Raw genomic sequence first — 11,471 nt, forward strand, 5'->3', positions numbered from 1 at the left:
CGCGGCCCGCCGAACGCCCCCACATTCGGGTGTCTGATCAAGATCACCATGCAACCCTCTCGACGTTTGCCACCACCAGCGCAGGACGATCTTGTTACTAGCTTTCTAGGATGCTAGCATCGGGATGTGGGCGACGAGGATGTGAAGCAGTTCAACGTGTATTTGCCGGTGGGATTGATCAAGCAGGTCAAGTTCCGGGCAATCGAGTCCGGCATGTCGCTGTCGGCACTGGTCGCGGAGGCACTGCGCGGATACCTCGACGACACCCACGATCAGCAACCGTGAGCGCGAGAAGGAGAGACGATATGACAACGCAGGGCATCGAAGGCGTGTTCGTCGAGACGCACAACTGGGGCAAGGCGGCGCGGTTCTTTCAGGCGCTCGGGTTCGAACCCGAATTCACGACCGACCACAACTCCGGACTGTTCCGCAATGGCGATGGTCCGTATGTATTCATTGCCGAGATCCCGCGCAGCCAGACCCCACAGACGCAGCTCGTGCTGACGGTGACCGAACCGGATGCGTTCCGGCCGAGCGATGACGTCGAGGTGGTCACGTCGTTCGAGGAAACCCATTACGGGACAAAGGAAATGACGGTGCGCGATCCGGACGGCCGGGTCTGGAGTCTGCAGGTCGGAAAGGTCGGCTGAACAATGCAACAGGTCATCGGCCCCGAGAGCACGGCGGAGCGCGTCGCGCTGTGGCGCGCGTTGCACGTCGAGATCGATCCGGCGCCGCATGTGCTCGAAGACGAGATCGGGCTGCGGCTGATCGGCCCCGACGCCGGATGGCGCGCCCGCGGGGATATGAATCCCGAGACGACCAGCCTCTCGCGCGCGTGCGTCGTGGCGCGCGCCCGTTTCGTCGAGGATCTGGTGGCCGAGCAGGCGGCACGCGGCGTCGATCAGTACGTCATCCTGGGTGCGGGACTCGACACCTTCGCTCAGCGCCGTCCCGAAATTGCTTCCGGCCTAACGGTATTCGAGGTAGACCAGCCCGGCCCGCAGGCATGGAAGCGGCAGCGTTTGGTCGAACTCGGCTTCGGAATTCCGGAGTGGCTGCGGCTGGTCCCGGTCGATTTCGAGGCCGAATCCTGGTGGGACCGGCTCATTTCCGCGGGCTTCGACCCGTCGCGTCCCGCGGTGGTCGCCGAAACCGGCGTCTCCATGTACCTCACGCGCGAAGCGAATGTCCAGACGCTGCAGCGGATCTCGACACTCGCACCCGGCTCCACCTTGGCCATGACCTTCCAACTGCCACTGGACCTGCTGGACGCCGAGGAACGCGCGATACGTCAGGCCGTCGAGAATGCCGCGCGAGCGAGCGGCGTTCCATTCCTCAGCCTGTTCAGCCCCGATGAACTGATCGAGCTGGCCCAGGCAGCGGGTTTCGCATCGGCACAACATATTTCGACATCCACCCTGACCCAGCGGTACTTCGCCGACAGGACAGACGGCCTGCGGCCCCCGACCGCAGAGCAGTTCCTGGTCGCGACGACCTGAACAACCCATGAGCGCGTGCCCCATTGGCCCAGGGGTGGCGGGATTCGACAGCAACCACTCTGCTGATTCCCAGCCGACGTTCAGGTTTGCGTGCGAGGTTCTCCCGTAGCTGCCGGCAGTTGAGGATGAGGTTTGATGAGGGTGATCAATGGTGTCGGCCGGTGGTCGGCCGGTATCAGCGTCGGGTTGGCGGTGCTGATGCTCGGAGGTGGGTTCGCGCATGCGGATACGGTGGTGCCGCTGCCCGACGGCGAGCAGGCATTGACGACGGCGACGGGGATTCCGGTGGATCTGACCAGGACCGATGAGACCGCGATCATCTCCCAGTCCCTCGCTGCCAACGGCATGTCACGCACGGCGCAGCTGTCGGCGACCGCGTACGCCACGGCTCCGGGCGCGACGGCGGGCAGTTTGGAGACCGGTTATTTGATCGGCTGCCAGGTAGATCTGTCCGGCGGGCTGTCGCTCGGCGGTGATGTCTACATGTCGCCCGGCTCGGTGTCGCCGGAATTGACCCCGAGTATCAAACTGGTGCCGGGCGGCGTCGCGGTGGTGAAGTTCGGCACCAAGAAGCTCGATCCCGCGGCGGGTGCCGTCGGCATCTCCTACCGCAATCGCGGCGTTCAGCTCAGCGGGTGCGGCGGATACGCGCAGGCACGCGCGTTCAGCGCGCTGTCGGTGACCAACGACCAGGGTTCGGCCGAGGTGACCTTGTACGGCGACCCGTTCAGCGTCGGATGAGCGGCGTGATGCGATCGAACGAGAGGAACAGCGCGATGCGCCGTTCACTGGGCGCCGCGATCATGACGTGCGCCTTCCTGCCCGTCGTGCTGGTGACATCCGGTGCGGCACAAGCCGATACCTCGATCCCCCTCCCCGATGGCCACGACCGGTTCACCACTCGCGATGGCCTTGTCGTCGCGGTCGACCGCACCGGTGAGCACGCGACGATCTCCGGGTCGATGGCCGCGAGCCCACTTTCCCGCAACGCGTGGGTTTCCGGCGTGACGTCGATGCACGTCACCGTGCCCGCCGATATCACCGTCACCGGCGGTCGGATCGAGACCGGTTACCTCGTTGGCTGCCAGGTCGATCTCGGCAGTGCCACACACGCGGACGGCAGCGGCGATACGCCGCCGCCCCAGCCGAAAACCGACGCGCCCGCGGGTGCCGACAACGGTGGCAACAACGGCGACGGTGGCGGCGGGGGCAACGGCGGCGTCACCGCAGGCGGATACGCCGGTGGTACCGCGGGCGACTCAGGAGTCTCGCCCTATGCCGACCCCTCCCTGAGCATTCAGTTGAAGCCCGGCAAAGTAACCACCAAGGAAATCGAGGACTACACCTTCACCGGCACATCGGGCATCACCCAGTACGTGGACCACACACTGTCCATAGAAGGTTGCGCAGGCGCCGCCGAAGCTCGCGCCTACACCACGGTCACCGTGCACGACAACGTCATCGACGACTCCGAAACCCTTTGGGGCCAACCTTTCAGCCTCGGCTGAGGTCATCGCGCGGAACAGAGCGGCAGTAGGTGCCGGCCATGGTCCGCGCGAACGGTCATGGGATGACGGGAAGACTGGTACCGTCGCACGGCATAACGTCGGCATGACCACCATCCACCGCTGGGGGTAACGATGCGTTCGACCCGATCCGTGACTGCTTTCGCCCTCGCCGCGATGACCGCAGCGGCCGTAACCACCACGGCCGCACCAGCTTCCGCGGACTCGAGCGGCGGCAAGTTCGCGACAATCTACTCGCTGACCAACGGCCCGTGCGTCGCGATCGTCGACTCGTCGGTCAACGGCAACGCCTACCCGGGCATGGCCGCCTTCACTGTGACCGCACAGATGATCGGCGTCGGCCAATGTTCACTCGACATCACCCTGAACTACCGCAATGTCGACACCGGCGAAACCGGCAGCTTCACCGCGCACGCCAACGGCCCCGGCTTTTGGGGCAACAGCGGTTACTCGGCCCTGTTCAGCCCCGGCCACGACAACTTCGTCGGCGCCGTCACCGTCAACGCGGCCCACTTCCCGGAGCCCGGTGCAGTCCAGTTCACCAACCACCCCTACCAGGGTTAACGGCGGCGGAGTCCGTCATCGGGTCGTCGGCCGCGAGCCGCCGCTGCGCGAATGTCGGCCTGTGGTCATCAGTAAGGACGCGCCTGGTTGTCGGACACGCCCGCAGTATTCGGCCGAATACGCCCGAGGCCATACTATTTCGCTATGACTGTCGGATTTGGAAAGGCTTTGGTAATCAGGAGGATTCGGCGAAGCGGCCGATCGATACTCGTGACGGTCGATGCGCCGCAGCCTTTTACGAAACCTGACACGGACTACTTTTGTCGACTACGGATCGAGGGGCTACAGCCTGCCCCGATCATCATCCAAACGACCGGCACCGAACCAGCACAAGCGTTGATGTCCGGGTTGACCGAAGTCAGCGCCCGCCTGTCCGTCTCGCTCCCCGATTTCCTGTCGGAAGCGCGAATCGGCGGTGACCTCGCATCAGCTGTCGGCTAGCCCGAAACACGCTCCATGGGCAAAACCTCTCGAGGCAGGGGCACGAGGGCACCAGCGCCAACAAGTTGATCGAGTTCTGACACACAGCCACCAGCTTCGCGACGACGTTTCGCCGAGCTGGTGGCTGTGGTCTTCAGCGCCGGCCGGTCAAGGAGGGTGCGGATTCACCCTGGGGTGGGTGTTGCGCGATCCGTTCACAGACGAGAATTGGCTCTGTCCACGTCGTGATCGATACCGCGCCCAGGGAAGTGATGCAGATGCCTCTCGCTGTTCAGTTTCTGTCTTCTCGTCCCGGGACCGAGTCGCGGAGGCCGACCTCTGCCCCGCAGAGCTCGGACTCGAGCCACGAATCGATCCCTCGGACGCCCGGCAGGCGGATGTGCTCGCGTGCCCGGCGCGGCATCCTCTTGTCGATGACCCTTATCGGTGGACTCATGCTGTTCGGCCCCAGCGTCTTGGGGATGTCGGGGTCGCTGCCGCTACCGGCACTACCGCCGGCCTCCGCGTCGTTGTTCGATGTCGCCTCGCAAAGCCACGGGCATCCGTTGATGCTCAGCTGCCGTCGCTTCGACTGCTAACTCAGTTCCCGACCGGGCGGCGGAGTCGTTCTCCAGGTCGCGGAGGGGCGGAGGCTCCTGCGAGAACTATCCGAGGTGTCCCGGCCCCAGCCCCGGACCAGAGCGGCCCCAGGCAACCCACCCTGTGACACGAGCGCAACGGCTTCGATGCTGGACATGGTTGCCCCAGCGAGCAACCGAAGCCCAAGGATCCATGGCCAGAGCCACAGCCCCTGCCTCAGCTGCTGGTGCGGATCGCGACGGACAGCAGTCACCGCCCGAACTGACCGAGTTCGCACATCGCATCGGCATCGAACACTAGTTGACTTCGTCAGTCCGCATGACGCGAGTTATCGACGTGTGCTCGACGCTGGTTCGCCGACGCGGTGGCGACATCGGCGTCTACAGCGGGTTCTTTTTGAACCAATCGAACAATCCCAGATCAGTCTTGGGACGGTTGGAGGGGGAATCGGGACGGACGGATACGGCTTGGATAGCGATGTCGCTGCGCTGATCCAACGCAACGAGAGTCGGCATAGGATCGGTGATGCAGGTGAACCGGCCGACAGTTGTGCCATTTCGAATCCACGGTTGCTCGGGAACCGTTGCATCGTCGCACGCGCGCCCGCCGGACCTCCTCATGACACCATCGAAAAACTGGGTCGCGATCGGATGGTTGGGGAATTGGAAAAACCTTGCTGTCGGCGCACCGGACTCGTTGCCGAAGCATAGAACGACGGCGGTCGCATCGCTCTCGGGTGCCTCGTGTCGACAGAATCGTGGGTCGTAGGCTTTGGGCAGTTTGGTGATCAGATCGAGGTCGGCCTGAGTGTAGACGTCCGGGTCCTTCGGAAGGGTCCGGAATTGCGAATTCCCCTCCCCCGTGTCGTGCACTGTCCAGTACAAGCTGGCACTACCGCCCACCGACTCGGTGAAGGAGAAAACCGCCATGCTCATGGCCGCGTCGTCCGTTTGGATCACCCCCGAAGTCGGTGGTGTCGTCGTGGCATTCGTGAAGCAGGCCATTCGCCCGACCTCCCTGCCGCCCCTCGTCGCGGGGCCGTCGGGGCCGGGTGGATAGCCCGGACAGCTGCTGGTCTGTAACACCATGCCGTGATAGGCCTTGCCTAGTGCGTCGGCGTTGGGAAACAGGTAGAACTCCCCGCTGGGCACGCGGATTTCGGGAATCTCGTCGCAGATGAGATGGGCTTTCTCCCCCAGAATCGTCTGTGGGTTCAGGTGGTGACAGATCGTGCGGTTGTACGGGTCTTCGAGGAGCTTCAGCAGGGTGACGTCGTCGTCGGTGAATTCGGATCTCGCCGCCGGCCCTGGGGTCGGTGGTGCGGGCTTGTGGAGCAACGGCCAGGCTCCAACGGCCACAACAGCCGCAACGGCCGTGGCAGCGGCGATCCAGAGGCGGCGTGGCCGGCGCCTGGGCGCCGGGACGGATCTTGCCTCGGGCGTGGAGGTCGCCCGGGGTGTGGGATGCGCCGCCACGGTGGGATCGTATTTGCATACGGCGAGGGGACCATCGTCTTCGACGTCGCCGGGAGGCGATGCAAGTGCGGCGTGGGCGGCGGCGGCCAGTTCGCCGGCGCTGGCATAGCGTTCATCGGGCGACTTCGCCATTCCACGCGCGACGACAGCGTCGATCGAGACCGGGATTCCCGGTGCGTAGCTGCTCGTTCGGGGTGGAAGTTCGATCATGTGGGCCCGCATGATGGCGGCGTCGCCGCCGTCGTTCGAGTAAGGGCGGGTGCCGGTCAGGCATTCGTGCAACACACACGCCAGGGCATACACGTCGACAGCCGGGGTGGCCGGGCCGGCTCGGAAACGTTCGGGTGCCATGTAGTTGAACGAGCCGATTGCCGATCCGGTCTGGGTCAGGCGTTCGTCGGTGTTCGAGTTGGCCAGGCCGAAGTCGGCCAGGTAGGCGAACCCGTCGTGGGTGAGCAGGATATTGTCCGGCTTGATGTCACGATGGATCAGGCCGTCGTGGTGTGCGGCGTCGAGTCCGGCTGCGATCTGGCTGATCACCGAGACAGCCTGCTCGGGCGGCAGCGGGCCGTTTGTTCTCACCACAGTGCGGAGGCTTTCGCCGTCCACGAGTCGCATGTCGATGTAGAGCAGCCCGTCGATCTCGCCGTAGTCGTGGATCGGGATGACGTGGGGCTCCTGCAGCAGCGCGGCGATGTGGGATTCGCGCCGGAACCGGGCCCGATAGACCGGGTCGTCGGCCAGCTGTTCGGGCAGCACTTTCACCGCGACCACCCGGCCCTTGGTGGTGTCGAGTGCCTCGAATACCCTGCCCATCCCGCCGGCACCAATCAGCCGCCGCAGGCGATATTTCCCGAACGTCGACCCTGCCGTCAGTGGCGGCCGCAAGTTGTTCACGACTGCCTTGCCCGCGTTGTGGGTAATCTGCGCAGGTTGGTCAGAATCGAGAATCGGCGCTCGCACATTGTCGACTTGCCCGCTGATTGAGGACGCGGCTTCGGCCCTTTCGGCGAAAACGCGACCGCACCGCCACACGATCTATGTCCCTTCGCATTGTAGTCCGACGGTGTTGGCTGGCGTGCTACGACTGCTCGGGTATCGATAGGCTCTCGCGCCGACACATCCAGCGAATACTGGTGACTCACCGCTGATGTCAGCACCGTCTCGTTCCACAGACTCGCCTGGAGGATTTGGTTCGCCGCATGCTGCGCGCAGCGTGCGGCACGCGGCCGGTACTGCGATCGCTCCGGCGAACGGGCAGCCGAAAAACGCCCGTAGGAACTCGCGTTCGGGCGGATACGGCAACGGCACCGCCCGAGCGGCCTCCGGACGGCACGGTGGCCGGACCGCCACCGCCCGTGCGTCGGGGTCGAGTGCAAAGCTCACCGCCTCCGCGACCAGTTCGCTGCCCTGCTCGCGGAGAAACGTCTATCGCGGTAGGCATCGGCTCGGTCGCGAACATCGGCGACAAAGGTGGACGGCATTCGTGAACTCCTGGGAAGCTGGTTCGGGTATCGGCGCGCGATGGGTGAGGTCTGCCGCTTCGTTGTCGCAGCCTTAACAAGAATCTTCGGCGCTGCCGCCCGTCCCGAATAGCCACCATAGGTGGAGATCGTTTTCACCCCTGGGGCAACATCTCCCGCCCTGGGGGGCGGCACAGAACGGCTGGTCGGCGCCGATTCCACCGCGGTTGTACAACCGGCCGGTCCGCTGCGTGACGCGATTCCGATCAGCAACAGTGACTTGGGCTCCGCATCTGGGGACACCCTCTCTCTCACAGTCTGGTGTAGTCCTGCTGGTCCTGCTCGAACGCGCTCAGGATTTCCGGTGTCAGGGTCGGGCGGGTATCGGCGACCGCGGTCAGGTAGTCCTCGGTGGTCGCGGGTTCGTCTGAGTCCTCGCGCATTGCGCGTTCGAACGCGGACTGCGCGCCTGCACGGGCCGCGTATTCGATGTCGGCGGGGGTGAATTGCGCTGTGGCGCAGACCAAACGGTCGAGGTCGATGGTTTCGGCGGCTGGGCCGAGATATCGTCGCCAGATCGCGTTCCGTGCCGGTGTGTCCGGCGGGCCGACCGGAATCACATAGTCGAATCGACCGGGTCGCAGGAACGCCGAGTCCAATGAGCCGACCGAGTTCGTCGCGCAGATCAGCAGGCGGCTGTAGTTTTCCCGGAACGTCGGTATCAGCTTGAGCAGCTCGTTGGTGACTCCGTGCGCAGGGCTTGTCGCCGTGCCCGAACGCGTGCCTGCGATCTCCTCCACCTCATCGATGAACAGCAGCAGCTCGTCGAGTTCGGCCAGGTCGGCGAATACCTCGCGCAGCGAGGCAGCCAGTCCACCCGTCGCGGCGGCGGCCAACCGGGAGGGAAACAATTCGACGAACGGCCAACCGAGTCGGGACGCGACCGCTTTCGCGAAGCTGGTCTTGCCGGTCCCCGGTGGCCCGAACAGGATGACGCTCTTGGGCGGCAAAACCCGATAACGTTCGGCCACATCGGGATTCGTCAAAGGCAACACGACCCGGCGTTCGATGATCTCCTTCTCTCGGTCCATCCCGGCCATCGACTGCCACAGTCCCGGTGGAAGCAGCCGCCCGCCCAGTTCGGCCAGCAGGGTGGACTGCGCGGGGGGCAACGGTTCCAGCAGCTCGTAGTAGACCAGGCCCGCCCGGCGCAAGTACCCGGAATTCTCGAACGCCACCGATCCGGTGGCGCCCTCGGGTACCAGCGTGCAGATCCGCCGCACGCCGTTCGACCGCAGCCGGCGCTCCAGTTCGGCAAGCAGTGCGCTGCCGATACCACGCCGCCGCCACCGCGCCGCCAGCGCCACCAACAGGACCCAGGCCCGCTCGCCATAGATCTGGGCGACCGCCATCCCGACCATCTCTCCACCGACCTCGGCCACTACCGCCGACTGCCCCGCGCGTGCGGCCGCCATCACCTCCGCCAGCGCGAAGACCGGCTCGCCGGTAGCAGGCGCACGGCTCTGCTCCCAGATCTGGATCCCCTGATCCAGATCTTCGTCACGGAATTCGCGTAGTCGCCATACCGGCATACATACCTCGAACAGCCATCGGCGAGCCTCGGAGAACTCGGCCGTCCTCTCAGTAAATACCCTGGGCGAGCCTCCCGCCATGACGGGAACCGAGTCGGTCGGTGCCCTGGCGCGCCATCGACTACATGAGTGCGGCCAGATACCGCCGCTCAGTGCGACGAACATCAGCAGCTCGGTGTGGGCGCGCCCCCGGCGGGGGTGTGTTCGGCGGTTCCGGTGATGTTGCGAGCCATGCCGCCGAACACGGCGGCGTGAAACGGTGTGATCGCCTTCCAGTAGAGGTGCCCAGCAAGTCCGTGCGGCTGGAAGATGGCGCGTTGCCGATAGCGGGAACCTCCGCCGCGGTCGGGCTCGACGCCGAGTTCGAGCCATGCCAGTCCCGGGACCTGCATTTCGGCGCGAAGCCGCAACAGGTGGGGACGGTCGATGTGTTCAACGCGCCACCAGTCCAGGGCTTCGCCAGGGTGCAGGCGATGTGGGTCTCTGCGGCCGCGACGTAAACCGACCCCGCCGGTGACCCGGTCGATCCAGCCGCGCAGCGACCAGGCAAGCGGAAACGAGTACCAGCCGTTTTCGCCGCCGATGGATTCGATCACCGCCCACAGGGTGTCGGAGTCGGCATGGGTGTGGCGCTCGCGGAAGTCCTCGTAGAGTGAGCCGCCGGACCAGGCCGGGTCAGTGGGCAGCGGATCCGAGGGCGCGCCGGGTGTGCTGGCGTCCGACCAGCGGGTCGGCACCTCGGCGTTGCGGATGCGGGTCAGTGCCAGCTCCATGGCGCGTTCGCAGCGGGTGAGGCCGTCGGCGGGATCGGGGATGTGCGCGGCGATGTCGTGGTCGCCGCACACGACTTCGTGGACGAGAGATTCGATGAGCGGGACGGCCAGGGCGCGCGGTACCGGGGTCACCAGGTTGACCCATTGCGCCGACAGCCATGGCGAGAGCACCGGGACCGGCAGCACCATCCGACGAGTCAGCCCGGCGACCACCGCGTATTCGCGCATCATGGTCAGGTAGGTCAGGACGTCGGGGCCACCGATATCGAACGGGCGGTTGACGTCGGCGGGCAGCTCGGCGGCCCGCAGCAGGTAGTACAGGACATCGCGCACAGCGATGGGTTGGATGCGGTTGCGCACCCATCGGGGGGTGATCATCGCGGGCAGGCGTTCGGACAGGTAGCGCAGCATCTCGAAACTGGCCGAGCCGGATCCGATGATGACCGCCGCGCGCAGTTCCGCGGTGGGGACCCCGGATGCCCGCAGGATTTCTCCGACCTCGGCGCGTGAGGCGAGGTGGCGCGAGAGCGCTGTGTGTTCCGGGATGATGCCGCCGAGATAGACGATGCGCCTGACCCCGGCCGAGGTCGCCGCGGCCGCGACGACCCGCGCGGCGTGCTGGTCGATGTCGGCGAAGTCGCGGCGGGTCAACGAGTGCACCAGGTAGTAGACGACCTCCTGGTCAGCGACCGCGGCGCGCACGTCGTCGTCATCGGTGATATCGCCGCGGAACACCTCGACCTGATCCCGCCACGGCACTTCCGCCAATTTCGCCGGTGTCCGGGCCACCGCCCGCACCCGATGACCAGCCTGCGCCAGTGCGGGCACCAAGCGTCCGCCGATGTAGCCGGTCGCGCCGAAAACCACACACCGCATGCTCAATCACCCTTCTTCCCGGCATGGACGTCGAGATCAGTGGGGACCGCGGCCGCTCCGGCACCAACGCACCCGCGGCGACAAGGATGGGCGTCGCGGGGAATTCCTAACCCGCCGCCGGCACATCGGAGCGGGGCCCGGCGACCCATATCCCATTGTTCACCGCATCACAGTTGCGTGTTCGTCGGCGACCTGTTTCAGGCACTCAACGACGTCGACTTCGTCATTCCCGGCGCGGAGCTATACCCGTTGGAGCGGAGAAGCGATGGGCGGCACCGACTATCGAGATCCGGACACCGTTCTGATCGGATTGCATCTGCCATTAATGTAATGGCGCGCAATGCCGCTCACATCGCGGGCCGGCTGCGTGCTTTGGTAGATCCGCCCTACAAAATGATCAATCAGCTATCGGAATGCGTGTTCATCATCGCTGGTGCTTCCGGCCGCGTCGTTTACGCTGGCACAATTCGGTCGTCGCGTCATCACGATGGCTTGACTGCGATTGAATCGGGCAGCACCCTTGAAATGCAAACAGATAATCCAACGCTCTATTAGAGGAGACGATGGAGCATGTCTAGCGAACATCTATCCGAAGAGCCGCAATCGGCACGAGGAACCAAAAGCTCACGAGACACCGGTTCGGATTCCGGCGGCGGATCGGCGGATCGCCCGACCGGCAC

At 65.2% G+C, this 11,471-nt stretch carries 12 protein-coding genes; 9 read left to right on the plus strand and 3 right to left on the minus strand.

All coding sequences use genetic code 11. From position 1 onward, the window contains the following. Positions 1–126: 126 nt before the first annotated feature. From OIE68_RS22950 to OIE68_RS22985, 8 genes are all read left to right on the plus strand, one after another. Positions 127–285, plus strand: coding sequence for a ribbon-helix-helix protein, CopG family (locus OIE68_RS22950; protein ID WP_062985155.1), 159 nt, complete (start codon positions 127–129; stop codon positions 283–285). Between the two features lie 20 nt (positions 286–305). Beyond that, positions 306–650, plus strand: coding sequence for a VOC family protein (locus tag OIE68_RS22955; protein ID WP_327101395.1), 345 nt, complete (start codon positions 306–308; stop codon positions 648–650). A 3-nt stretch (positions 651–653) separates the two neighbouring features. After that, positions 654–1,502 (plus strand): class I SAM-dependent methyltransferase, encoded by an 849-nt coding sequence (locus OIE68_RS22960; RefSeq protein ID WP_327101396.1) that lies wholly within the window; start codon positions 654–656, stop codon positions 1,500–1,502. A gap of 135 nt (positions 1,503–1,637) precedes the next feature. Continuing rightward, entirely contained in the window at positions 1,638–2,243 is a 606-nt protein-coding gene (locus OIE68_RS22965) for an MspA family porin (protein WP_327101397.1), read from the plus strand. A gap of 35 nt (positions 2,244–2,278) precedes the next feature. Next, a complete protein-coding gene (locus OIE68_RS22970) occupies positions 2,279–3,010 on the plus strand; it encodes an MspA family porin (protein ID WP_327101398.1) in 732 nt (243 codons plus the stop codon). Positions 3,011–3,160: 150 nt separating this feature from the next. Further along, on the plus strand, positions 3,161–3,592 hold the full coding sequence (locus OIE68_RS22975) for a hypothetical protein (protein ID WP_327101399.1): 432 nt from the start codon (positions 3,161–3,163) through the stop codon (positions 3,590–3,592). A 210-nt stretch (positions 3,593–3,802) separates the two neighbouring features. Continuing rightward, positions 3,803–4,033 carry a hypothetical protein gene (locus tag OIE68_RS22980; protein WP_327101400.1) on the plus strand — a complete coding sequence of 77 codons (231 nt, stop codon included), beginning with the start codon at positions 3,803–3,805 and terminating at the stop codon, positions 4,031–4,033. A 413-nt stretch (positions 4,034–4,446) separates the two neighbouring features. Continuing rightward, positions 4,447–4,611: a hypothetical protein gene (locus OIE68_RS22985; RefSeq protein ID WP_327101401.1), complete on the plus strand. Its 165-nt coding sequence runs from the start codon at positions 4,447–4,449 to the stop codon at positions 4,609–4,611. A gap of 381 nt (positions 4,612–4,992) precedes the next feature. Here the strand turns inward: OIE68_RS22985 and OIE68_RS22990 are convergent, their stop codons facing one another. From OIE68_RS22990 to OIE68_RS23000, 3 genes are all read right to left on the minus strand, one after another. Next, entirely contained in the window at positions 4,993–6,903 is a 1,911-nt protein-coding gene (locus tag OIE68_RS22990; protein WP_419150736.1) for a serine/threonine-protein kinase, read from the minus strand. 958 nt (positions 6,904–7,861) lie between these two features. Continuing rightward, positions 7,862–9,223: an ATP-binding protein gene (locus OIE68_RS22995; protein WP_419150737.1), complete on the minus strand. Its 1,362-nt coding sequence runs from the start codon at positions 9,221–9,223 to the stop codon at positions 7,862–7,864. A gap of 83 nt (positions 9,224–9,306) precedes the next feature. After that, a complete protein-coding gene (locus OIE68_RS23000; RefSeq protein WP_327101404.1) occupies positions 9,307–10,791 on the minus strand; it encodes an SDR family oxidoreductase in 1,485 nt (494 codons plus the stop codon). Between the two features lie 177 nt (positions 10,792–10,968). Here OIE68_RS23000 and OIE68_RS23005 point away from each other — a divergent pair, with 177 nt between their 5' ends. Next, positions 10,969–11,346 (plus strand): hypothetical protein, encoded by a 378-nt coding sequence (locus tag OIE68_RS23005; protein ID WP_327101405.1) that lies wholly within the window; start codon positions 10,969–10,971, stop codon positions 11,344–11,346. The last annotated feature ends 125 nt before the right edge of the window (positions 11,347–11,471 follow it).

Origin of the sequence: Nocardia vinacea (assembly GCF_035920345.1) — a bacterium.
Classification (GTDB): domain Bacteria; phylum Actinomycetota; class Actinomycetes; order Mycobacteriales; family Mycobacteriaceae; genus Nocardia; species Nocardia vinacea_A.

Coding starts and splice junctions, on each gene's coding strand:
- OIE68_RS22955 (WP_327101395.1), top strand. CDS start 306: ATGACAACGCAGGGCATCGAAGGCGTGTTCGTCGAGACGCACAACTGG.
- OIE68_RS22960 (WP_327101396.1), top strand. CDS start 654: ATGCAACAGGTCATCGGCCCCGAGAGCACGGCGGAGCGCGTCGCGCTG.
- OIE68_RS22965 (WP_327101397.1), top strand. CDS start 1,638: ATGAGGGTGATCAATGGTGTCGGCCGGTGGTCGGCCGGTATCAGCGTC.
- OIE68_RS22970 (WP_327101398.1), top strand. CDS start 2,279: ATGCGCCGTTCACTGGGCGCCGCGATCATGACGTGCGCCTTCCTGCCC.
- OIE68_RS22985 (WP_327101401.1), top strand. CDS start 4,447: ATGACCCTTATCGGTGGACTCATGCTGTTCGGCCCCAGCGTCTTGGGG.
- OIE68_RS22990 (WP_419150736.1), bottom strand. CDS start 6,903: ATGGGCAGGGTATTCGAGGCACTCGACACCACCAAGGGCCGGGTGGTC.
- OIE68_RS22995 (WP_419150737.1), bottom strand. CDS start 9,223: ATGGCGGGAGGCTCGCCCAGGGTATTTACTGAGAGGACGGCCGAGTTC.
- OIE68_RS23000 (WP_327101404.1), bottom strand. CDS start 10,791: ATGCGGTGTGTGGTTTTCGGCGCGACCGGCTACATCGGCGGACGCTTG.